The following is a 21,111-nucleotide window of genomic DNA, read 5'->3' on the forward strand; positions in this document are numbered from 1 at the left end:
GAGATCCGACATGCAAAAGATTCGTCGTGACGACGAGATCATCGTGATCGCCGGCAAAGACAAAGGTAAGCGCGGTAAGGTGCTGAAGGTTCTCGCTGATGACCGTCTGGTCATTGGTGGTGTGAACCTGGTCAAGCGTCATACCAAGCCTAACCCGATGGCGGGCGTCCAAGGCGGTATCGTCGAGAAAGAAGCGCCTCTGCACGCTTCCAACGTTGCTATCTTCAACAGCGAAACCAACAAGGCTGATCGCGTTGGCTTCAAAGTAGAAGAAGGCAAGAAAATTCGTGTCTTCAAGTCGACCCAAAAAGCGGTTGATGCTTGAACACTGCTAGGTAGAAGACCATGGCACGACTGAAAGAGATTTACCGGAACGAAATCGCTCCCAAGCTTAAGGAAGAACTTAAGCTTTCGAACGTGATGGAAGTCCCGCGCGTTACCAAAATCACCCTGAACATGGGTCTGGGCGAAGCGATCGGCGACAAAAAAGTCATCGAGCACGCTGTAGCTGACCTGGAAAAGATCACTGGCCAAAAGCCAGTTGTGACTTTCGCTCGTAAATCCATCGCGGGCTTCAAAGTCCGTGAGGGCTGGCCGATCGGCGTCAAGGTGACTCTGCGTAGCGACAAGATGTACGAGTTCCTGGACCGCCTGCTGGCGATCTCCCTGCCTCGGGTTCGCGACTTCCGCGGCCTGAATGCCAAGTCCTTCGATGGTCGTGGCAACTACAGCATGGGCGTGAAAGAGCAGATCATCTTCCCGGAAATCGACTACGACAAGATCGATGCTCTGCGCGGTTTGGACATCACCCTGACCACCACTGCTCGTTCGGACGACGAAGGCCGCGCTCTGCTGCGTGCTTTCAAGTTCCCGTTCCGCAACTGATTGGAGTAGGAAAATGGCCAAGAAGAGCATGAAAAACCGCGAGCTGAAGCGTCAGCTCACGGTAGCCAAGTACGCCAAAAAGCGTGCCGAGCTGAAAGCGACCATCGTCAACCTGAACGCTTCTCCTGAAGAGCGTTTTGCTGCCGTAGTCGCTCTGCAGAAGCAGCCACGTGACGCCAGCGCTGCGCGCATGCGTAACCGCTGCCGCATCACCGGTCGTCCGCACGGCGTGTACCGCAAGTTCGGCCTCGGCCGTAACAAGCTGCGCGAAGCTGCGATGCGCGGTGACGTGCCTGGTCTGGTCAAGGCTAGCTGGTAATCCCAGTTGCCGTGACACCGGGGGGAGGGGGAGTAATCTTCCGACCGCCGGTGACCTCGCAAAGAAACAAGCCCCTATATGGGGCTTGTTTCGTTTCTGGCTTGTGTCTAGAATGACCGGCTCACCTGAGCCTGGGGTTTTTACCCTGCCTGCTCGGGTGGTTGTGATAGCCGCAAGGCTAATAATTCTTGTATCAGGAGCATCTAGCCCATGAGTATGCAGGACCCGTTAGCGGACATGCTAACTCGCATCCGTAATGCCCAGATGGCTGAAAAGTCTGTCGTAAGCATGCCTTCTTCTACCCTGAAGGTCGCGGTTGCCAAAGTACTGAAAGACGAAGGTTACATCGCCAGCTACGAAGTTACCGGCGAAGCCAAACCTTCCCTCTCTATCGAACTGAAGTACTTCGAAGGCCGTCCGGTCATCGAGGAACTGAAGCGTACCAGCCGTCCTGGCCTTCGCCAGTACAAGGCCGTCACTGACCTGCCGAAAGTACGTGGCGGTCTGGGCGTGTCTATTGTCTCCACCAACAAAGGTGTGATGACTGACCGCGCTGCGCGCGCTGCCGGTGTCGGCGGCGAAGTTCTGTGCACAGTGTTCTAAGGGGGGATAGGCATGTCTCGCGTCGCTAAGAACCCCGTTAAGCTGCCAGCAGGCGTCGAAGTTAAATTCGCCGGCCAACAGCTTTCGGTGAAGGGTGCCAAGGGCACTCTCGAACTGAACGTTCACTCGTCTGTTGAAGTTACCGAAGAGTCTGGTGAGCTGCGTTTCGTCGCTCGCAACGGTGATCAGCAAGCTCGCGCCATGGCCGGTACCACCCGCGCCCTGGTGAACAACATGGTCCAGGGCGTAAGCCAAGGCTTCGAGCGTAAGCTCCAGCTGGTCGGTGTTGGTTACAAGGCTCAGGCCAAGGGCACCATCCTGAACCTGGCTCTGGGCTTCTCGCACCCAGTGGATTACGAACTTCCAGCCGGTATCACCGCTGAAACCCCAAGCCAGACCGACATCCTGATCAAGGGTATCGATAAGCAGCTCGTGGGTCAGGTGGCCGCTGAAGTCCGCGGTTTCCGTCCGCCAGAGCCTTACAAGGGCAAGGGTGTGCGTTACGCGGATGAAGTAGTCCGTCGTAAAGAAGCCAAGAAGAAGTAGGGCCTAGCAAATGACCGACAAAAAAGTTACTCGACTGCGTCGCGCTCGCAAAGCACGCCTGAAAATGCACGAGCTCGAAGCCGTGCGTCTCTGCGTGTTCCGCTCGTCGCAGCACATTTATGCCCAGGTTATTTCGGCCGACGGCAGCAAGGTTCTGGCAAGCGCCTCGACCTTGGACAAAGACCTGCGTGATGGCGCCACTGGCAACATCGACGCGGCCACTAAGGTTGGCAAGCTGGTAGCTGAGCGCGCGAAAGCCGCCGGTGTATCTCAAGTTGCCTTTGACCGTTCCGGCTTCAAGTACCATGGCCGCGTCAAAGCGCTGGCTGATGCTGCTCGTGAAGGCGGGCTGGAGTTCTAAGTTATGGCAAATAACGATCAAAAGCGCGACGAAGGCTACATCGAGAAGCTGGTTCAAGTTAACCGCGTAGCCAAAACCGTCAAAGGCGGCCGTATCTTCACCTTCACCGCGTTGACCGTGGTGGGTGATGGTAAAGGTCGTGTTGGTTTCGGCCGTGGTAAATCGCGCGAAGTACCAGCTGCTATCCAGAAAGCTATGGAAGCTGCTCGTCGCAACATGATCCAGGTTGACCTGAAAGGCACCACCCTGCAGTACGCCACCAAGGCCGCCCACGGCGCCTCGAAGGTTTACATGCAGCCTGCCTCGGAAGGTACCGGTATCATCGCTGGTGGCGCCATGCGTGCCGTCCTCGAAGTTGCTGGCGTACAGAACGTTCTGGCCAAGTGCTACGGCTCGACTAACCCAGTGAACGTGGTTCATGCCACTTTCAAGGGTCTGAAAGCCATGCAATCCCCTGAGTCCATTGCTGCCAAACGCGGCAAGACTGTCGAGGAGATCTTCTGATCATGGCAACTGTAAAAGTAACGCTGATCAAGAGCGTCTCGGGCCGCATCCCTAACCACAAACTGTGCGTTAAGGGTCTGGGTCTGCGTCGTATCGGTCACACTGTAGAAGTCCAGGATACTCCCGAGAATCGCGGGATGATCAACAAGGCTTACTACATGCTGCGCGTCGAGGGCTAATCGATGAAACTCAATGATCTGAGTCCAGCGCCGGGTTCCCGTCGCGAGAAGCACCGTCCGGGCCGTGGTATCGGTAGCGGTCTGGGTAAGACTGGTGGCCGCGGCCACAAAGGTCAAACCTCGCGCTCCGGTGGCACCATTGCTCCAGGCTTCGAAGGCGGTCAACAGCCGCTGCACCGTCGCCTGCCGAAGTTCGGCTTCGTTTCCCTGAAAGCCATGGATCGCGCAGAAGTGCGTCTGTCCGAGCTGGCCAAGGTGGAAGGCGATCTGATCACCGTTCAGTCCCTCAAGGACGCCAACGTGATCGGCCAGCACGTACAGCGTGTGAAAATCATGCTGTCGGGCGAAGTCACTCGCGCAGTCACCCTCAAGGGTATCGCCGTCACCAAAGGTGCACGTGCGGCTATCGAAGCAGCTGGCGGCAAGTTCGAGGAATAAATGGCTAAGCAAGGTGCTCTCTCTTCGCTCGGTAAGGGCGGGATGTCGGAACTCTGGGCTCGTCTGCGCTTTCTGTTCATGGCGATCATCGTCTATCGGATCGGCGCGCACATCCCTGTACCAGGCATTAACCCGGACCGTCTTGCGGATCTGTTCCGGCAGAATGAGGGGACCATTCTTAGCTTGTTCAACATGTTTTCCGGTGGCGCGCTGGAGCGTATGAGCATCTTTGCACTGGGGATCATGCCGTACATTTCGGCATCGATCATCATGCAGCTCATGACCGCTGTCAGCCCGCAGCTGGAGCAGTTGAAGAAGGAAGGTGAAGCTGGCCGTCGCAAGATCAGCCAGTACACCCGCTACGGCACCGTTATCCTGGCGCTGGTTCAAGCCATTGGCATGTCCATTGGCCTGGCCAACCAGGGCGTGGCGTTTTCTGTAGACCTGGGCTTCCATGTCGTCGCCGTCTCCACCTTTGTGGCAGGCGCGATGTTCATGATGTGGCTCGGCGAGCAGATCACCGAGCGCGGTGTGGGCAACGGTATCTCGATGTTGATCTTCGCGGGTATCGTTGCCGGTCTTCCGAGAGCAATCGGGCAGTCTTTCGAGTCTGCACGCACAGGCGATATCAACATTTTCGCCTTGGTCGCTATCGGTTTGCTGGCAGTAGCGATTATCGGTTTCGTGGTGTTCATTGAGCGTGGTCAGCGTCGTATCGCCGTTCACTACGCCAAGCGTCAGCAGGGCCGTAAGGTCTTCGCTGCGCAGACCAGCCACTTGCCGCTGAAAGTGAATATGGCGGGTGTAATCCCGGCCATCTTCGCGAGCAGCATCTTGCTGTTCCCGGCTTCGCTGGGTGCCTGGTTTGGTCAGTCCGAAGGTATGGGCTGGCTGCAGGACATCTCGCAGTCGATCGCTCCTGGTCAGCCGTTGAACATTCTGCTGTTTAGTGCAGGGATCATTTTCTTCTGCTTCTTCTACACAGCGTTGATGTTCAACCCGAAAGACGTAGCGGAAAACCTGAAGAAGTCCGGTGCCTTTATTCCGGGTATCCGTCCTGGTGAGCAGTCGGCACGCTACATTGATGGCGTTCTGACCCGTTTGACCATGTTCGGTGCTCTTTACATGATGGCCGTGTGCTTGCTGCCCCAGTTCCTGGTGGTGGCTGCAAACGTGCCGTTCTACCTTGGCGGGACCTCGTTGCTGATTGTGGTAGTGGTTGTGATGGACTTCATGTCCCAAGTACAATCGCACCTCGTTTCGCACCAGTACGAATCCCTGATGAAGAAAGCCAACCTGAAAGGCTACGGCGGCAGCGGTTTGCTGCGCTGATTTAGCCCCTTAAGGTTCGAGGAGTCGGTATGAAAGTTCGTGCATCGGTGAAAAAGCTGTGCCGCAACTGCAAGATCATTCGTCGCGAAGGTGTCGTGCGCGTGATCTGCAGCGCGGAACCGCGTCACAAGCAGCGCCAAGGCTGAGTGTGATCTGCGTTTCAAACCCAGCAGCTAGTGCGCTGCTGGGTTGATTATTCGTTTCTACAGCGATATTATCTCGCGCCCTATTTCTTGGCTTCCGGGGCGTAGGTAGCTGTCAATTGGAGTCCCACTGAATGGCCCGTATTGCAGGCGTCAACATTCCAGATAACAAGCACACTGTTATCTCGCTGACCTACATCTATGGTGTCGGTCGCACTACTGCGCAGAAAATCTGTGCAGACACTGGGGTTAACCCAGCCGCAAAGATCAAGGATCTGAGCGACGAGCAAATCGAAACCCTGCGTGGCGAAGTTGCGAAGTTCACCACTGAAGGTGACCTGCGTCGTGACATCAACATGAAGATCAAGCGCTTGATGGACCTGGGTTGCTACCGCGGCCTGCGTCATCGTAAAGGTCTGCCGGTTCGCGGTCAGCGCACCAAGACCAACGCACGCACCCGTAAGGGCCCGCGTAAGCCGATCCGCAAGTAACCGCCCAGGAATATAGACATGGCAAAACCTGCTGCTCGTCCTCGTAAGAAAGTCAAAAAGACAGTGGTTGATGGCATCGCCCACATCCACGCTTCTTTTAACAACACCATCGTGACCATCACCGATCGTCAGGGCAACGCGTTGTCCTGGGCTACCTCCGGTGGTTCGGGTTTCCGTGGTTCGCGCAAATCCACCCCGTTCGCAGCTCAGATCGCTGCAGAGCGTGCTGGTCAAGCTGCGCTGGAATACGGTCTGAAAAACCTCGACGTAAACGTCAAGGGTCCAGGTCCAGGTCGTGAGTCCGCCGTTCGTGCTTTGAACAGCTGCGGCTACAAGATCGCCAGCATCACCGACGTGACGCCAATCCCGCATAACGGGTGCCGTCCGCCGAAGAAGCGTCGCGTGTAATCAGGAGACAGATAAATGGCACGTTACATTGGTCCAAAATGCAAACTGTCTCGCCGTGAAGGCACTGACCTGTTCCTGAAGAGCGGCGTTCGCGCTCTGGAATCGAAGTGCAACATCGAAGCAGCCCCAGGTATCCACGGCCAGCGCCGTGGCCGTCAGTCCGACTACGGTACCCAGCTGCGCGAGAAACAGAAAGTTCGTCGTATCTACGGTGTACTGGAGCGTCAATTCCGCGGTTACTACCAAGCGGCAGCCTCGAAGAAAGGCGCCACTGGTGAGAACCTGCTGCAGATGCTTGAGTGCCGTCTGGATAACGTCGTTTATCGTATGGGCTTCGGTTCGACTCGTTCCGAATCCCGTCAGCTGGTTTCGCACAAGGCGATCAGCGTAAACGGCAAGACTGTAAACATTCCATCCTACCAAGTTCGTCCGGGTGACGTGGTCTCGGTTCGCGAGAAGTCGCTGAACCAGCTTCGCATTGTTCAAGCCCTTGAACTGTGCGCTCAGCGTGGCCGCGTTGAGTGGGTAGACGTGGATGCTGCTAAAAAGTCGGGCGTTTTCAAGAACGTTCCTGCTCGCAGCGACCTGTCCGCCGACATCAACGAAAACCTGATTGTCGAGCTCTACTCCAAGTAAGGGCTAGAAAATAGGTGCATCCATGCAGATTTCGGTAAATGAGTTTCTGACACCCCGTCACATCGACGTGCAGGTTGTCAGTCCAACCCGCGCCAAGATCACGCTCGAGCCTCTCGAGCGTGGCTTCGGCCATACCCTGGGCAACGCGCTGCGCCGCATCCTGTTGTCCTCCATGCCTGGCTGTGCAGTAGTCGAGGCCGAGATCGATGGCGTACTCCATGAGTACTCCGCGATCGAAGGTGTACAGGAAGACGTCATTGAAATCCTGTTGAACCTGAAAGGCCTGGCTATCAAACTGCACGGTCGTGACGAAGTTACGCTGACCTTGTCGAAAAAGGGTTCGGGGGTGGTTACCGCTGCCGATATTCAGCTGGATCACGATGTCGAGATCGTCAACCCCGATCACGTAATCGCGAACCTGGCGTCCAACGGCGCCCTGAACATGAAGCTCACTGTAGCTCGTGGTCGCGGTTACGAGCCGGCCGACTCTCGTCAGACTGACGAAGATGAAAGCCGCAGCATTGGCCGTCTCCAGCTGGACGCTTCGTTCAGCCCGGTGCGTCGTATCGCCTACGTGGTCGAAAACGCCCGTGTTGAACAGCGTACTAACCTGGACAAGCTGGTCATCGATCTGGAAACCAACGGTACCCTGGATCCTGAAGAGGCTATCCGTCGTGCCGCGACCATCCTGCAACAGCAGCTGGCCGCGTTCGTCGACCTCAAAGGTGACAGCGAGCCGGTTGTGGTCGAGCAGGAAGACGAGATCGATCCGATCCTGCTGCGCCCGGTTGACGACCTGGAACTGACTGTACGTTCGGCCAACTGCCTCAAGGCGGAGAACATCTACTACATCGGCGACCTGATTCAGCGTACCGAAGTAGAGTTGTTGAAGACTCCTAACCTGGGCAAGAAGTCCCTGACTGAAATCAAGGACGTCCTGGCCTCCCGTGGTCTGTCTCTCGGCATGCGCCTCGACAACTGGCCGCCTGCAAGCCTTAAGAAAGACGACAAGGCGACTGCCTGATCGTCGTAATCACCGAACGTAGTGTTTGGTAAGGAATGAATCATGCGTCATCGTAAAAGTGGACGTCACCTGAGCCGTACCAGCTCTCACCGCAAAGCTATGTTCCAGAACATGGCTGTGTCGTTGATCGAGCACGAGCTGATCAAAACCACCCTGCCGAAAGCCAAGGAACTGCGCCGCGTTGCCGAGCCGCTGATCACCCTGGCCAAGGAAGACAGCGTTGCCAATCGCCGTCTGGCCTTCGACCGTACCCGTTCGAAGTCTGCTGTTGGCAAACTGTTCAACGATCTGGGCAAGCGCTACGCCACTCGTCAGGGCGGCTACCTGCGCATCCTGAAGTGCGGTTTCCGCGCTGGCGACAACGCGCCTATGGCGTACGTCGAGCTGGTTGATCGTCCAGTTGGTGGTGCTGTAGAAGCCGCCGAGTAAGACGTCAGTCTGCTTACAAGAAACCGGGCCTAGTGCCCGGTTTTTTGTGTCTGCAAACATTGCAAATATCTATCGTAACTACCTAATCAATTAATTGGCTCTGGTTGTACACCTCGCGGATACTTCACTGCATGCCGATTAGCCGGCGACTGAAGATCGATAAGGAGAGCCCATGAGCAAGATTCTCACCACCGCCAGCGGTGCACCCGTAGCCGACAACCAGAATTCCCGTTCCGCAGGTCCCCGTGGCCCGCTGTTGCTCGATGACTTCCACCTGATCGAGAAGCTCGCCCACTTCAACCGCGAGAACATTCCTGAGCGCCGGGTACACGCCAAGGGCTCGGGCGCCTACGGCACCTTTACCGTAACCCGGGACATCACGGGCTACAGCAGCGCTGCCTTGTTTGCCGCCGTCGGCAAGCAGACCGAAACCTTCCTGCGTTTCTCCACTGTAGGGGGTGAGCGTGGTTCGGCCGATACCGAGCGAGACCCGCGCGGCTTCGCCTTGAAGTTCTACACCGAGGAAGGCAACTGGGACATCGTGGGTAACAACACCCCGGTGTTCTTCATCCGCGACCCGCTGAAGTTCCCTGACTTTATCCACACGCAAAAGCGCCACCCGCAGACCAACCTCAAGAACGCCCAGATGATGTGGGACTTCTGGTCGCATTCGCCCGAGGCGTTGCACCAGGTCACCATCCTGTTCTCCGATCGGGGTATTCCGGACGGATACCGCCACATGCACGGGTTCGGCAGCCACACCTATAGCCTGATCAACGCCCGTGGCGAGCGCACTTGGGTCAAGTGGCACTTCAAGACCCAACAAGGCATCAAGAACCTGACGCCTGCTGAAGCTGCGCGCCTGGCCGGCAGCGAGCCTGACTATGCCCAACGCGACCTGTTCGAGGCCATTGAGCGGGGCGACTACCCCCGCTGGACGGTGTGCATTCAGGTGATGAGTGAGGCCGAAGCGGCTGACCGTCAGGAAAACCCGTTCGATGTGACCAAGACCTGGTCGCAGAAGGACTACCCGCTGATCGAAGTGGGCGTGCTGGAGCTCAACCGCAACCCGCTCAACTACTTCGCAGAAGTCGAGCAGGCCACCTTCGGGCCGAGCAACATGGTCCCAGGCGTTGGGCTGTCGCCGGACCGCATGCTGCAGGGCCGGGTATTCGCCTACGCCGATGCCCACCGCTACCGCGTCGGCACCAACCACCAGCAGTTGCCGGTGAACGCCCCGCGCAGCCCCGTGCACAGCTACCAGCGTGATGGCTCCATGGCCACTGGCAGCTACGGCAGCGCGCCGAACTACGAGCCGAATAGCTATACCGATGCGCCCAAGCAGTCCCCGCGCCATGCCGAACCTGCGCTTGCCCTCAGCGGCGCCGCAGATCGCCACGACCACCGCGATGACAACGACTACTACAGCCACGCCGGTGCGCTGTTCCGCCTGATGAGCGATGAGCAAAAAGCGCTGTTGATCAACAACATCGCCGGGACCATGGCCGGTGTCAGCGAAGACGTGGTGCAGCGCCAGTTGCAGTACTTCTTCAAGGCAGATCCGGCTTACGGTGAAGGCATTGCCAAGGCCTTGGGCGTGAATCTCGCTTAAGTCGAAGTGATAACAAGAACCGCCCTCGTTTGGGCGGTTTTTCAATGAATATCACTACTGTTTAGCCGATCTTTTACCTGTAATTGCGCATTTTCCCGTGACCGCGAGCAAAAGCTGGTTCACACTATGCGGCATTGAAGCATTCACAGGGAGAATCAGGGCGATGCAAGGTCACCCGGACGTAATCAATTACCTCGTCACGTTGCTGAAGGGCGAACTGGCAGCACGCGATCAGTATTTCATTCACTCGCGGATGTACGAAGACTGGGGCCTGACCAAGCTCTACGAGCGTATCAACCACGAAATGGAGGAAGAGACGCAGCACGCCGATGCTCTGATGCGCCGTATCCTGATGCTCGAAGGCACTCCAGACATGCGCGCCGACGATCTCGAAGTGGGCAGTACCGTCCCTGAGATGATCGCTGCCGATCTGAAGCTTGAGTACAAAGTCCGCGCCGCGCTGTGCAAGGGCATCGAACTGTGCGAGCTGCACAAGGATTACATCAGCCGCGACATTCTGCGCGCGCAGTTGGCCGACACCGAAGAAGACCACACCTACTGGCTGGAGAAGCAGCAAGGTCTGATCAAGATCATCGGGCTGGAAAACTACCTGCAATCGCAGATGTAAGTTATCCACAGCCACTAAAAAGCCCCTGCCACGTAAGTGACAGGGGCTTTTTCATGGGCGCTCGGATCAGGCCCGGTCACGCTCCAGCAGTGGTTTGAGGTAGTGCCCGGTATACGACTGTTTCTTCTCGGCCAGTTCCTCAGGCGTACCGCAGGCAATGATCTGCCCACCTTTGGAGCCACCCTCCGGCCCAAGGTCCACCAACCAGTCGGCGGTCTTGATCACGTCCAGGTTGTGCTCGATCACGACCACGGTGTTGCCGTGGTCGCGCAGACGATGCAGGACGTCCAGCAGTTGCTGGATGTCGGCAAAGTGCAGGCCTGTGGTCGGCTCGTCGAGGATGTACAGAGTTTTGCCGGTATCACGCTTGGACAGCTCGCGTGACAGCTTCACCCGCTGCGCCTCGCCGCCAGACAGCGTGGTCGCCGACTGCCCCAGCTTGATGTAGGAAAGCCCCACGTCCATCAGCGTCTGCAGCTTGCGCGCCAGCGCCGGGACCGCGTCGAAGAACTCGCGGGCATCCTCGATGGTCATTTCCAGCACCTCGTGGATGTTCTTGCCCTTGTACTTGATCTCCAGGGTTTCGCGGTTGTAGCGCTTGCTCTTGCACACATCGCACGGCACGTAGATGTCCGGCAGGAAGTGCATCTCGACCTTGATCAGGCCATCGCCCTGGCACGCCTCGCAGCGCCCACCCTTGACGTTGAACGAGAAGCGGCCTGGCCCGTAGCCACGGGAACGCGACTCCGGCACGCCGGAAAACAGCTCGCGAATCGGTGTGAAAATACCGGTGTAGGTGGCCGGGTTCGAACGCGGTGTGCGGCCGATCGGGCTCTGGTCGATGTCGACCACCTTGTCCAGGTGTTGCATGCCATCGATGCTGCTGTGCGGCGCCGCTTCCAAGGTGCTTGCGCCGTTGAGCGCGGTAGCCGCCAGCGGGAACAAGGTGTTGTTGATCAGTGTCGATTTGCCCGAACCGGAAACCCCGGTCACGCAGGTCAGCAGGCCGATCGGCAGCTCCAGGTCGACGTTTTGCAGGTTGTTGCCGCGCGCGCCCTTGAGCTTGAGCGACAGCTTTTTGTTGCGCGGGGTGCGTTTGGCCGGGACGGCGATTTTCTTGCGTCCGGACAGATACTTGCCGGTCAGCGAGTCAGGGTGTGCCATGACCTCGGCCGGGGTGCCCTCGGCGACGATCTGGCCGCCGTGCACACCCGCGCCCGGGCCGATATCCACCACGTAGTCCGCCAGGCGAATGGCGTCTTCGTCGTGTTCCACCACGATCACCGTGTTGCCCAGGTCGCGCAGGTGGTTGAGGGTGCCCAGCAGGCGATCGTTGTCACGCTGGTGCAGCCCGATGGACGGCTCATCGAGGATGTACATCACCCCCACCAGGCCTGCACCGATCTGGCTGGCAAGGCGGATACGCTGCGCCTCGCCGCCAGACAATGTGTCGGCGCTGCGATCCAGGGTGAGGTAGTCCAGGCCGACGTTGACCAGAAACTGCAGGCGCTCGCAGATCTCCTTGAGAATCTTCGCGGCGATCTCACCGCGCCGGCCGGTCAGGGTCAGCGTCGCAAAATACGCGCTGGCATCGCCAATTGGCAGGTTGGTCACCGCCGGCAGGGTTTTCTCGCCCACCCACACATGGCGCGCCTCACGGCGCAGGCGGGTGCCACGGCAATCGGGGCAGGGCTGGGTGCCGAGCAACTTGGCCAGCTCTTCACGCACGGTGGCCGACTCGGTCTCGCGGTAACGACGCTCAAGGTTCGGCACGATGCCTTCGAACGGGTGCGAGCGCTTGACGATGTCGCCACGGTCGTTGAGGTACTTGAAGTCGACACTGTGCTTGCCGCTGCCGTGCAGGATCACCTTCTGGTGGTCCGCCGACAGCTCGGCGAACGGCTCCTCAAGGCTGAAGCCATAGTGCGCGGCCAATGAGCCGAGCATCTGGAAATAATAGACGTTGCGCCGGTCCCAGCCACGGATGGCGCCTTCGGCCAAGGTCAGTTCGCCATTGACCAGGCGCTTGGTGTCGAAGAATTGCTTGACCCCCAGGCCGTCGCAGGTGGGGCAGGCGCCAGCGGGGTTGTTGAAGGAGAACAGCTTGGGCTCGAGTTCGCTGATGGCATGGCCGCAGATCGGGCAGGCGAAGCGCGCCGAGAAAATCGTCTCTTCGCCGTCTTCATCGTCCATTGGCGCGACCAGCGCAATGCCATCGGCCAGCTTCAGGGCGGTCTCGAACGACTCGGCCAGGCGTTGCTGCAGGTCGGCGCGCACCTTGAAGCGGTCCACCACCACATCGATGCTGTGCTTCTTCTGCTTGTCGAGCTTGGGCAACTCGTCCAGTTCGTAGAGCTTGCCGTTCACCCGTGCGCGCACGAAGCCCTGGGCACGCAGTTCGTCGAACACCGCCAGGTGCTCACCCTTGCGTTCACGGATGACCGGGGCCAGCAGCATGAGCTTGCTGCCTTCGGGTTTTTCCAGCACCAGGTCGACCATCTGGCTGACGGTCTGCGCTTCCAGCGGAATATCGTGGTCCGGGCAGCGCGGCGTGCCAACGCGTGCATAGAGCAGGCGCAGGTAGTCGTAGATCTCGGTGATGGTGCCTACGGTCGAACGCGGGTTGTGCGAAGTCGATTTCTGTTCGATGGAAATCGCCGGCGACAGGCCTTCGATAGTGTCTACGTCGGGTTTTTCCATCATCGACAGGAACTGCCGGGCATAGGCCGACAGCGACTCGACGTAGCGGCGCTGGCCTTCGGCATACAGCGTGTCGAACGCCAGCGATGACTTGCCGGAACCGGACAGGCCGGTGATCACGATCAGCTTGTCCCGGGGCAGGGTCAGGTCGATGTTCTTAAGGTTGTGGGTACGCGCCCCACGAATCAGGATCTTGTCCACTGCGGCCTCGCTTGGCGGGCATAAACGAAGAAGTATACGGCGCGTGGCCAGTACGCGGCAAAGCGTCGCGCAGATGCCGTTATGGGCTCGGACTGATAGAATCGCCGCCGGTTCACACGAGGTTCATCCATGCACGACCCCCACAACGATCGCATGAGCAGCAGCGAAACCCGCGCCGCTGGTGGCCTGGCCCTGGTCTTTGCCTTTCGTATGCTGGGCATGTTCATGGTGCTGCCGGTGCTCGCCACCTACGGCATGGACCTGGCCGGCGCCACGCCTGCGCTGATCGGCCTGGCCATTGGTGCCTACGGCCTCACCCAGGCGGTGCTGCAAATCCCGTTCGGCATGATTTCCGACCGCATCGGCCGGCGCCCGGTAATCTACCTGGGCCTGGTGATCTTTGCCCTGGGCAGCGTGCTGGCGGCCCAGGCCGATTCAATCTGGGGCGTGATTGCCGGGCGCATCCTGCAAGGCGCCGGGGCGATTTCGGCCGCGGTCATGGCACTGCTCTCGGACCTCACCCGCGAACAGCACCGCACCAAGGCCATGGCCATGATCGGCATGAGCATCGGCCTGTCGTTCGCAGTGGCAATGGTCGTCGGCCCTCTGTTGACCAGTGCCTTTGGCTTGTCAGGATTGTTCCTCGCAACGGCAGGGCTTGCCGTGGTCGGCATCGCCTTGATTGCCTTCGTGGTGCCCAGCGCCCATAGCCAGTTGCAGCACCGCGAGTCGGGCGTTGCCCGCCAGGCGCTCGGCCCAACCCTGCGCCACCCGGACCTTCTGCGCCTGGACGTGAGTATTTTTGTGCTTCACGCCATTCTCATGGCCAGCTTCATTGCACTGCCCCTGGCGTTCGTCGAGCGCGGCGGGCTGCCCAAAGAGCAGCACTGGTGGGTGTACCTGACCGCGCTGCTGATTTCATTTTTTGCAATGATCCCCTTCATCATCTATGGCGAAAAGAAGCGCAAGATGAAACGCGTCCTGCTTGGCGCGGTCAGTGTGCTGCTGCTGGTGGAGGTGTTTTTCTGGCAGTGGGCTGACAACTTGCACGGACTGGTCATCGGCACCGTGGTATTCTTCACGGCCTTCAATCTGCTGGAGGCATCCTTGCCTTCACTGGTCAGCAAGGTGTCGCCGGCCGGTGGCAAAGGGACTGCGATGGGTGTTTACTCAACGAGCCAGTTCCTCGGCGCCGCGCTGGGAGGAATCATCGGTGGCTGGTTGTTCCAGCACGGTGGCCTGAGCATGGTTTTTCTGGGTTGCGCGGGCCTGTGTGCCCTGTGGCTGATCACTGCATTGAGCATGAACGAGCCGCCCTATGTCACCAGCCTGCGCATGCCGCTAACGCCCGAGGCGCTGCGGGAAGCCGGGCTGACCGAGCGCCTGATGGCCGTGCCGGGTGTAACCGACGCCGTGGTGGTGGCAGAAGAAGCCGCCATCTATATCAAACTGGATACGAAAATTTTGGACCGTGCGACCCTCGAGCGTCTGGTAAACCCAGCCTCAGCGGCGTGCGAAGCCTAGGAGAACGTTATGGCCCGTGGGGTTAACAAAGTCATTCTGGTCGGTACCTGTGGTCAGGATCCCGAAGTCCGCTACCTGCCCAACGGTAACGCCGTGACCAACCTGAGCCTGGCCACCAGCGAGCAGTGGACCGACAAGCAGTCTGGCCAGAAGGTCGAGCGCACCGAGTGGCACCGTGTTTCGCTGTTCGGCAAGGTTGCCGAAATTGCTGGCGAGTACCTGCGCAAAGGTTCGCAGTGCTACATCGAAGGCAAGCTGCAAACCCGCGAGTGGGAAAAAGACGGCATCAAGCGCTACACCACCGAGATCATCGTCGACATCAACGGCACCATGCAGCTGCTTGGCGGCCGTCCGCAGGGCCAGCAAGGCGGCGGCGACCAGTACAACCAGGGTGGTGGCAACAACTACAACCAGGGTGGCCAGCAGCAACAGCAGCAGTACAACCAGGCTCCGCCACGCCAGCAGGCCCAGCGCCCGCAACAGGCCCAGCAGCGCCCAGCGCCGCAACAGCCTGCGCCGCAGCCGGCTGCTGACTTCGACAGTTTCGATGACGATATTCCGTTCTGAGCGAAAGCGCTCGGCGTAACGCCAAGCCAAAAAACCCAAGGCCTGTGCCTTGGGTTTTTTTATGCCTGCCTGTTTCGCGCTTCGAGCGCAGCTGAGACAGCGCTACATTTGCCACATTTGACCCATAAATTAATAACGCGGTCTTTCCTGTAAGCAGCACGAAGTTTCTGAGTATTTATCGATCACATAGCTTTCTCTCGCTGCAGTTAGTTACCATCCGTTTTTTTCAAGGAGCGGGCGATGCAAGGCAGCACTGAAGGTATCAGCACTAACGAAATCCAACTGACGTCCATGGCCGAAGATTACCAAATGCTTGGTTTCTCGGCGCTTTATGCCGAGCACCTGCAGACCAGTATCGAAGGGGCCATCTACTTCCGCATACTTTCGTTCGTAGGGCTTGCGATCACGGTCGTGGGCATATTGACCATCATGTTCGGCCCGTCGACGATCACCTACAGCATTCTTACCGGCCCCACCTTCACCCAGTTCGTGCAAATGTACCCAGGCCCGATTGCTACGGTAGGTGGCTTCGTCTATGTGATTGGCAACGCGTTGTATGCGAAAAGGTCGCTGCCCCCTGAGGTACTTGTGCGGTCGCTGTTCAGGTTTGTCGGGCTTGACGGTGAAGATGTGACAGAAAGTGTGAACATTCACTATCTGGGTGGTGATGACTTCAATTTTTCACTTACCCCCGTTGCCCCGCCTGCGCCTGGCTCGCACTGATTTCGCTGCTTCAAACCAGGCGGGCCGTTCGCAAGCAGCCCGTCGCACCTGGGTTTTGACCCACGTCATCGCATTCGTCTGATTCTTGGCTACTCTTAACGGTTGGCGGTCTGCGTATCGCCAACCGTGAAGTCACAGAGGCGCCGGCAAGGTCCCGTGCGTCCAAACCTGATCAGGAGTGCACGATGGATCTCAACCGTCGGCAATTCTTCAAGGTCGCCGCCGTCGGCCTTGGAGGCTCAAGCCTTGCGGCGCTGGGTATGGCCCCCGCGCCGGCGTTCGCCGAGCAGGTGCGCCACTTCAAGCTGGCGCACACCAAGGAAACCCGTAACACCTGCCCTTATTGTTCGGTCGGCTGCGGCCTGATCATGTACAGCCAGGGTGATGCGGGCAAGAACGTCAAACAGAACATCATCCATATCGAAGGCGACGCCGACCACCCGGTCAACCGCGGCACCTTGTGCCCGAAAGGCGCAGGCCTTCTGGACTTTATCCACAGCCCCAACCGCCTGCAGTACCCGCAAGTACGCAAGGCCGGCAGCAACGAGTGGACCCGGGTCAGTTGGGATGAAGCCCTCGACCGGGTGGCGGACCTGATGAAAAAGGACCGTGACGCCAACTTCATCGAGAAGAACGCCCAAGGCCAGACGGTCAACCGCTGGCTCACCACGGGCTTTTTGGCGGCTTCGGCGGCCTCGAGCGAAGCGGGTTACCTGACCCACAAGGTCATTCGTGCCACTGGAATGCTGGGGTTCGATAACCAGGCGCGTGTCTGACACGGCCCGACGGTGGCAAGTCTTGCCCCGACGTACGGCCGTGGCGCGATGACCAATCATTGGTCTGACATCGCCAACGCAAACCTGGTCCTGGTAATGGGCGGCAACGCTGCTGAAGCGCACCCGTGCGGCTTCAAGTGGGTGACCGAAGCCAAAGCGCACAACAAGGCGCGGTTGATCGTGGTCGACCCGCGGTTTACCCGTACCGCATCGGTGGCGGACTACTACGCACCGATCCGCACCGGCACCGATATCGCCTTCATGGGCGGGCTGATCAACTACCTGCTGAGCAACGACAAGATCCAGCACGAATACGTGCGCAATTACACCGACGTGTCGTTCATCGTCAAAGAAACCTATGGTTTCGAGGACGGGCTGTTCAGCGGCTACGACGAAGCCAAGCGCGTGTATGCCGACAAGTCTGGCTGGGGTTATGAGCTGGGCGAGGACGGCTTTGCCAAGGTCGACCCGACCCTGCAGCACCCGCGCTGCGTATTCCAGTTGATGAAGCAGCATTACAGCCGCTACACGCCTGAGCTGGCCAGCATGACCTGTGGCATGCCCCAGGCACAGATGATGAAAGTCTGGGAAGAGATCGCCACCTGTTCGGTGCCGGGCAAGACCATGACCATCCTCTATGCGCTGGGCTGGACGCAGCACTCCATCGGCGCGCAGATCATCCGCAGTGCGGCCATGGTCCAGTTGCTGCTGGGTAACGTCGGCATGCCGGGTGGCGGGGTCAACGCCCTGCGCGGGCACTCCAACATTCAGGGGCTGACCGACCTGGGCCTGCTGTCCAACTCGCTGCCGGGTTACCTGACCCTGGCCGGCGATGCCGAACAGGACTACGCAAGCTACATCGACAAGCGCGCCTCCAAACCGCTGCGCCCAGGCCAACTGTCGTACTGGCAGAACTACGGCAAGTTCCATGTCAGCCTGATGAAGGCCTGGTATGGCGCCAACGCCACGGCTGAAAACAACTGGGGCTACGACTGGCTACCCAAGCTCGACGTACCGGCCTACGACGTGCTGCGCATGTTCGAGATGATGAGCCAGGGCAAGGTCAACGGCTACATGTGCCAGGGCTTCAACCCGATTGCTGCGCTGCCGGACAAGAACCGCGTCACCGCCGCCCTGGCCAAGCTCAAGTGGCTGGTGGTGATGGACCCGCTGGCCACCGAAACGTCCGAGTTCTGGCGCAATGCCGGCCCCTACAACGACGTCGACACGGCCAATATCCAGACCGAAGTGATCCGCCTGCCCACCACCTGCTTTGCCGAGGAAGACGGCTCGCTGGTCAACAGCAGCCGCTGGTTGCAGTGGCACTGGAAGGGCGCCGATGGCCCGGGCGAGACGCGCACCGACGTGCAGATCATGAGCGAGCTGTTCCTGCGCCTGCGCCACCGCTACCAGGCCGAAGGCGGCGCCTACCCCGACCCGTTGCTGAACATCAGCTGGCCGTACAAGATCGCCGACGAGCCTTCGCCTGAAGAGCTGGCCAAAGAGATGAACGGCTGGGCGGTCAGCGACCAGACCGACCCGACCGGCGCGGTGCTCAAGGCCGGCCAGCAGTTGGCGGGCTTCGGCCAATTGAAAGACGACGGCAGCACGGCGTCCGGTTGCTGGATTTTCGCCGGTAGTTGGACCGAGCAGGGCAACCAGATGGCCCGGCGCGACAACAGCGACCCGTACGGCATGCATCAGGTGCAGAACTGGGCCTGGGCCTGGCCGGCCAACCGCCGCATCCTCTACAACCGCGCCTCCAGCGACCCGCAAGGCAAGCCTTGGGACCCTGAGAAAAAACGCCTGGTGTGGTGGAACGGCAAAACCTGGACCGGCACAGACGTACCCGACTTCAAGGTCGACTCGCCGCCCGAGGCAGGGATGAACCCGTTCATCATGAACCCCGAGGGGGTGGCGCGTTTCTTTGCCATCGACAAAATGGCCGAAGGGCCATTCCCCGAGCACTACGAGCCGTTCGAGACGCCGATTGGCATCAACCCTCTGCACCCGCATAACAAAAAGGCCACCAGCAACCCGGCCGGGCGCATCTTCGATTCGGTGTGGGACACCTTGGGCACTCACGACCAGTTCCCCTACGCCGCGACCACCTACCGGCTGACCGAGCACTTCCACTTCTGGAGCAAGCATTGCCGGTTGAACGCCATCGCCCAGCCCGAGCAGTTCGTCGAGATCGGCGAAGTGCTGGCCAACGAGAAGGGCATCAAGGCCGGTGATCGAGTGCGGGTGTCGAGCAAGCGCGGGCATATCGAGGCGGTTGCGGTGGTGACCAAGCGGATTCGCCCGCTGCAGGTCAACAACCAGACCGTGCATCAGATCGGCATTCCGCTGCACTGGGGCTTCACCGGGACCACGCGGCACGGCTACCTGACCAACACCTTGGTGCCGTTCCTCGGTGATGGCAACACCCAGACGCCGGAGTCCAAGTCGTTCCTCGTCAACGTGGAGAAACTCTGATGGCCAGCCAAGACATCATTGCCCGCTCGGCCACCACCACGGTGCCGCCCTCGGTGCGCCAGGTGGACGAGGTCGCCAAGCTGATCGACACCACCAAGTGCATCGGCTGCAAGGCCTGCCAGGTGGCGTGCTCGGAGTGGAACGAACTGCGTGACGAGGTGGGCCACAACCATGGCACCTACGACAACCCCCAGGACCTCAGCGCCGAAACCTGGACCCTGATGCGCTTCACCGAGCATGAGCGTGACGACGGCAACCTGGAGTGGCTGATCCGCAAGGACGGCTGCATGCACTGTGCCGACCCCGGTTGCCTCAAGGCCTGCCCAAGCCCTGGGGCGATCATCAAGCACGCCAACGGCATCGTCGACTTCAACCAGGACCACTGCATCGGCTGCGGCTACTGCATCACGGGCTGCCCGTTCAACATCCCGCGCATTTCGCAGAAGGACCACAAGGCGTACAAGTGCACCCTGTGTTCCGACCGCGTCAGCGTGGGCCTGGAGCCTGCCTGTGTGAAAACCTGCCCAACCGGCGCCATCGTCTTCGGCACCAAGCAGGAGATGAAGGTGCATGCCGATGAGCGCATCGTCGACCTGAAATCCCGTGGTTTCGACAACGCCGGGCTGTACGACCCCGACGGCGTCGGCGGCACCCATGTGATGTACGTGCTGCACCACGCCGACACGCCCAAGCTGTATGCCGGGCTACCGGAGGCGCCGGTGATCAGCCCGCTGGTTGGCCTGTGGAAGGGGGTCAGCAAGCCGCTGGCGCTGTTGGCCATGGGCGCGGCGGTGCTGGCCGGGTTCTTCCACTATGTGCGTGTGGGGCCGCAGCGGGTCGAGGAGGACGAGCATGCCCCGGCGCCTGATGCCAGCGTCCAGCAGGTCGACCCGGCTGTGCATGTCTATGACCCGAACCGCCCGGACGGGCAGGGGGAGCAGCGGCCATGAACGACGACAAACCTATCCTGCGTTACAACGCCAACGAGCGCAGCAACCACTGGCTGGTGGCTATCCTGTTCGTGCTGGCGGCGTTTTCCGGGCTGGCGCTGTTCCACCCGGCGCTGTTCTGGCTCAGCCACCTGTTCGGCGGCGGCCCGTGGACGCGCATCCTGCACCCGTTCATCGGCGTGGCGATGTTCGTGTTTTTCCTCGGGCTGGTGCTGCGCTTCTGGCGCGCCAACTTCATTACCGCCAATGACCGCTTGTGGCTGCGGCGCATTGACCGGGTGATGCTGAACAAGGAAGAAGGCGTGCCGCCGATTGGCAAATACAACGCCGGCCAGAAGTTGCTGTTCTGGACCTTGCTGACCTGCATGCTGGTGCTGTTGATCAGTGGCGTGGTGATCTGGCGGGCCTACTTCAGCCATTTCTTCGGTATCGGCGCAATTCGCCTGGCCACCTTGCTGCACGCCCTGGCGGCGTTCGTGCTGGTGCTGAGCATCATCGTGCACATTTATGCCGGGATCTGGATCAAGGGCTCCATCGGCGCCATGCTGCATGGCTGGGTCAGCCGCGCCTGGGCGCGCAAGCACCATGAACTCTGGTACCGGGACGTGACGGGCGACAAGACGCCACCCAACCCCGGACGAAAAGAAGGATGAC

25 protein-coding genes are annotated in these 21,111 nt (G+C 59.7%); 24 read left to right on the plus strand and 1 reads right to left on the minus strand.

Annotation, left to right across the window (positions count from 1 at the left end):
- The first annotated feature begins 10 nt into the window (after positions 1-10).
- The 18 genes from rplX to bfr all read left to right on the plus strand — a co-directional run bounded on the left by rplX (position 11) and on the right by bfr (position 10,538).
- Entirely contained in the window at positions 11-325 is a 315-nt protein-coding gene (gene rplX, locus HU720_RS09285) for a 50S ribosomal protein L24 (RefSeq protein WP_023629180.1), read from the plus strand.
- Between the two features lie 20 nt (positions 326-345).
- The gene (rplE, locus tag HU720_RS09290) at positions 346-885 is read left to right on the plus strand and encodes a 50S ribosomal protein L5 (RefSeq protein ID WP_003255474.1); all 540 of its coding nucleotides are present in this window, start codon (positions 346-348) and stop codon (positions 883-885) included.
- A 13-nt stretch (positions 886-898) separates the two neighbouring features.
- Positions 899-1,204, plus strand: a complete 306-nt coding sequence (gene rpsN / locus HU720_RS09295; protein WP_186519376.1) for a 30S ribosomal protein S14 — start codon at positions 899-901, stop codon at positions 1,202-1,204.
- 210 nt (positions 1,205-1,414) lie between these two features.
- Positions 1,415-1,807, plus strand: coding sequence for a 30S ribosomal protein S8 (gene rpsH / locus HU720_RS09300; protein WP_186519378.1), 393 nt, complete (start codon positions 1,415-1,417; stop codon positions 1,805-1,807).
- Between the two features lie 12 nt (positions 1,808-1,819).
- Complete coding sequence (gene rplF / locus HU720_RS09305) at positions 1,820-2,353, plus strand: 50S ribosomal protein L6 (RefSeq protein ID WP_186519380.1); 534 nt, start codon at positions 1,820-1,822, stop codon at positions 2,351-2,353.
- 10 nt (positions 2,354-2,363) lie between these two features.
- Complete coding sequence (gene rplR / locus HU720_RS09310) at positions 2,364-2,714, plus strand: 50S ribosomal protein L18 (protein ID WP_029614571.1); 351 nt, start codon at positions 2,364-2,366, stop codon at positions 2,712-2,714.
- Positions 2,715-2,717: 3 nt separating this feature from the next.
- Positions 2,718-3,218 carry a 30S ribosomal protein S5 gene (gene rpsE / locus HU720_RS09315; RefSeq protein ID WP_011531894.1) on the plus strand — a complete coding sequence of 167 codons (501 nt, stop codon included), beginning with the start codon at positions 2,718-2,720 and terminating at the stop codon, positions 3,216-3,218.
- Between the two features lie 2 nt (positions 3,219-3,220).
- Entirely contained in the window at positions 3,221-3,397 is a 177-nt protein-coding gene (gene rpmD / locus HU720_RS09320) for a 50S ribosomal protein L30 (protein WP_008089798.1), read from the plus strand.
- A 3-nt stretch (positions 3,398-3,400) separates the two neighbouring features.
- A complete protein-coding gene (rplO, locus tag HU720_RS09325) occupies positions 3,401-3,835 on the plus strand; it encodes a 50S ribosomal protein L15 (protein WP_110996350.1) in 435 nt (144 codons plus the stop codon).
- On the plus strand, positions 3,836-5,167 hold the full coding sequence (gene secY / locus HU720_RS09330) for a preprotein translocase subunit SecY (RefSeq protein WP_186519382.1): 1,332 nt from the start codon (positions 3,836-3,838) through the stop codon (positions 5,165-5,167).
- Positions 5,168-5,196: 29 nt separating this feature from the next.
- Entirely contained in the window at positions 5,197-5,313 is a 117-nt protein-coding gene (rpmJ, locus tag HU720_RS09335) for a 50S ribosomal protein L36 (protein WP_002555468.1), read from the plus strand.
- A 131-nt stretch (positions 5,314-5,444) separates the two neighbouring features.
- A complete protein-coding gene (gene rpsM / locus HU720_RS09340) occupies positions 5,445-5,801 on the plus strand; it encodes a 30S ribosomal protein S13 (RefSeq protein WP_186519385.1) in 357 nt (118 codons plus the stop codon).
- Positions 5,802-5,819: 18 nt separating this feature from the next.
- A complete protein-coding gene (rpsK, locus tag HU720_RS09345; RefSeq protein WP_003255454.1) occupies positions 5,820-6,209 on the plus strand; it encodes a 30S ribosomal protein S11 in 390 nt (129 codons plus the stop codon).
- 15 nt (positions 6,210-6,224) lie between these two features.
- The gene (rpsD, locus tag HU720_RS09350; RefSeq protein ID WP_011531898.1) at positions 6,225-6,845 is read left to right on the plus strand and encodes a 30S ribosomal protein S4; all 621 of its coding nucleotides are present in this window, start codon (positions 6,225-6,227) and stop codon (positions 6,843-6,845) included.
- Positions 6,846-6,867: 22 nt separating this feature from the next.
- Complete coding sequence (gene rpoA / locus HU720_RS09355; RefSeq protein WP_003255452.1) at positions 6,868-7,869, plus strand: DNA-directed RNA polymerase subunit alpha; 1,002 nt, start codon at positions 6,868-6,870, stop codon at positions 7,867-7,869.
- A gap of 42 nt (positions 7,870-7,911) precedes the next feature.
- Positions 7,912-8,298: a 50S ribosomal protein L17 gene (gene rplQ, locus HU720_RS09360; RefSeq protein WP_003255451.1), complete on the plus strand. Its 387-nt coding sequence runs from the start codon at positions 7,912-7,914 to the stop codon at positions 8,296-8,298.
- A gap of 172 nt (positions 8,299-8,470) precedes the next feature.
- Positions 8,471-9,910 carry a catalase gene (locus HU720_RS09365; RefSeq protein ID WP_186519387.1) on the plus strand — a complete coding sequence of 480 codons (1,440 nt, stop codon included), beginning with the start codon at positions 8,471-8,473 and terminating at the stop codon, positions 9,908-9,910.
- Between the two features lie 163 nt (positions 9,911-10,073).
- Complete coding sequence (bfr, locus tag HU720_RS09370; RefSeq protein ID WP_186519389.1) at positions 10,074-10,538, plus strand: bacterioferritin; 465 nt, start codon at positions 10,074-10,076, stop codon at positions 10,536-10,538.
- Between the two features lie 66 nt (positions 10,539-10,604).
- On the opposite strand, the gene uvrA is transcribed toward bfr, so the two are convergent.
- Complete coding sequence (uvrA, locus tag HU720_RS09375) at positions 10,605-13,439, minus strand: excinuclease ABC subunit UvrA (RefSeq protein WP_186519391.1); 2,835 nt, start codon at positions 13,437-13,439, stop codon at positions 10,605-10,607.
- A 129-nt stretch (positions 13,440-13,568) separates the two neighbouring features.
- On the opposite strand from uvrA, the gene HU720_RS09380 reads away from it, so the two are divergent.
- From HU720_RS09380 to HU720_RS09405, 6 genes are all read left to right on the plus strand, one after another.
- On the plus strand, positions 13,569-14,963 hold the full coding sequence (locus tag HU720_RS09380) for an MFS transporter (RefSeq protein ID WP_186519393.1): 1,395 nt from the start codon (positions 13,569-13,571) through the stop codon (positions 14,961-14,963).
- Positions 14,964-14,972: 9 nt separating this feature from the next.
- Positions 14,973-15,530 carry a single-stranded DNA-binding protein gene (locus tag HU720_RS09385; protein ID WP_186519395.1) on the plus strand — a complete coding sequence of 186 codons (558 nt, stop codon included), beginning with the start codon at positions 14,973-14,975 and terminating at the stop codon, positions 15,528-15,530.
- 240 nt (positions 15,531-15,770) lie between these two features.
- Positions 15,771-16,253 carry a hypothetical protein gene (locus HU720_RS09390; protein ID WP_186519397.1) on the plus strand — a complete coding sequence of 161 codons (483 nt, stop codon included), beginning with the start codon at positions 15,771-15,773 and terminating at the stop codon, positions 16,251-16,253.
- 185 nt (positions 16,254-16,438) lie between these two features.
- Positions 16,439-19,507, plus strand: coding sequence for a formate dehydrogenase-N subunit alpha (fdnG, locus tag HU720_RS09395; protein WP_186519399.1), 3,069 nt, complete (start codon positions 16,439-16,441; stop codon positions 19,505-19,507).
- A complete protein-coding gene (gene fdxH / locus HU720_RS09400) occupies positions 19,507-20,457 on the plus strand; it encodes a formate dehydrogenase subunit beta (protein ID WP_186519401.1) in 951 nt (316 codons plus the stop codon). Before fdnG ends, fdxH begins: the two co-directional genes overlap by 1 nt.
- Positions 20,454-21,110: a formate dehydrogenase subunit gamma gene (locus HU720_RS09405; protein ID WP_186519403.1), complete on the plus strand. Its 657-nt coding sequence runs from the start codon at positions 20,454-20,456 to the stop codon at positions 21,108-21,110. Before fdxH ends, HU720_RS09405 begins: the two co-directional genes overlap by 4 nt.
- The last annotated feature ends 1 nt before the right edge of the window (position 21,111 follow it).

The organism is Pseudomonas sp. SWRI51 (assembly GCF_014268825.1).
In the GTDB taxonomy this organism is placed as follows: domain Bacteria; phylum Pseudomonadota; class Gammaproteobacteria; order Pseudomonadales; family Pseudomonadaceae; genus Aquipseudomonas; species Aquipseudomonas farsensis.

Bases quoted from the DNA above. Each gene is read 5' to 3' on its own strand.
- rplX (WP_023629180.1), top strand. From the start codon at position 11: ATGCAAAAGATTCGTCGTGACGACGAGATCATCGTGATCGCCGGCAAA.
- rplE (WP_003255474.1), top strand. From the start codon at position 346: ATGGCACGACTGAAAGAGATTTACCGGAACGAAATCGCTCCCAAGCTT.
- rpsN (WP_186519376.1), top strand. From the start codon at position 899: ATGGCCAAGAAGAGCATGAAAAACCGCGAGCTGAAGCGTCAGCTCACG.
- rpsH (WP_186519378.1), top strand. From the start codon at position 1,415: ATGAGTATGCAGGACCCGTTAGCGGACATGCTAACTCGCATCCGTAAT.
- rplF (WP_186519380.1), top strand. From the start codon at position 1,820: ATGTCTCGCGTCGCTAAGAACCCCGTTAAGCTGCCAGCAGGCGTCGAA.
- rplR (WP_029614571.1), top strand. From the start codon at position 2,364: ATGACCGACAAAAAAGTTACTCGACTGCGTCGCGCTCGCAAAGCACGC.
- rpsE (WP_011531894.1), top strand. From the start codon at position 2,718: ATGGCAAATAACGATCAAAAGCGCGACGAAGGCTACATCGAGAAGCTG.
- rpmD (WP_008089798.1), top strand. From the start codon at position 3,221: ATGGCAACTGTAAAAGTAACGCTGATCAAGAGCGTCTCGGGCCGCATC.
- rplO (WP_110996350.1), top strand. From the start codon at position 3,401: ATGAAACTCAATGATCTGAGTCCAGCGCCGGGTTCCCGTCGCGAGAAG.
- secY (WP_186519382.1), top strand. From the start codon at position 3,836: ATGGCTAAGCAAGGTGCTCTCTCTTCGCTCGGTAAGGGCGGGATGTCG.
- rpmJ (WP_002555468.1), top strand. From the start codon at position 5,197: ATGAAAGTTCGTGCATCGGTGAAAAAGCTGTGCCGCAACTGCAAGATC.
- rpsM (WP_186519385.1), top strand. From the start codon at position 5,445: ATGGCCCGTATTGCAGGCGTCAACATTCCAGATAACAAGCACACTGTT.
- rpsK (WP_003255454.1), top strand. From the start codon at position 5,820: ATGGCAAAACCTGCTGCTCGTCCTCGTAAGAAAGTCAAAAAGACAGTG.
- rpsD (WP_011531898.1), top strand. From the start codon at position 6,225: ATGGCACGTTACATTGGTCCAAAATGCAAACTGTCTCGCCGTGAAGGC.
- rpoA (WP_003255452.1), top strand. From the start codon at position 6,868: ATGCAGATTTCGGTAAATGAGTTTCTGACACCCCGTCACATCGACGTG.
- rplQ (WP_003255451.1), top strand. From the start codon at position 7,912: ATGCGTCATCGTAAAAGTGGACGTCACCTGAGCCGTACCAGCTCTCAC.
- HU720_RS09365 (WP_186519387.1), top strand. From the start codon at position 8,471: ATGAGCAAGATTCTCACCACCGCCAGCGGTGCACCCGTAGCCGACAAC.
- bfr (WP_186519389.1), top strand. From the start codon at position 10,074: ATGCAAGGTCACCCGGACGTAATCAATTACCTCGTCACGTTGCTGAAG.
- HU720_RS09380 (WP_186519393.1), top strand. From the start codon at position 13,569: ATGCACGACCCCCACAACGATCGCATGAGCAGCAGCGAAACCCGCGCC.
- HU720_RS09385 (WP_186519395.1), top strand. From the start codon at position 14,973: ATGGCCCGTGGGGTTAACAAAGTCATTCTGGTCGGTACCTGTGGTCAG.
- HU720_RS09390 (WP_186519397.1), top strand. From the start codon at position 15,771: ATGCAAGGCAGCACTGAAGGTATCAGCACTAACGAAATCCAACTGACG.
- fdxH (WP_186519401.1), top strand. From the start codon at position 19,507: ATGGCCAGCCAAGACATCATTGCCCGCTCGGCCACCACCACGGTGCCG.
- HU720_RS09405 (WP_186519403.1), top strand. From the start codon at position 20,454: ATGAACGACGACAAACCTATCCTGCGTTACAACGCCAACGAGCGCAGC.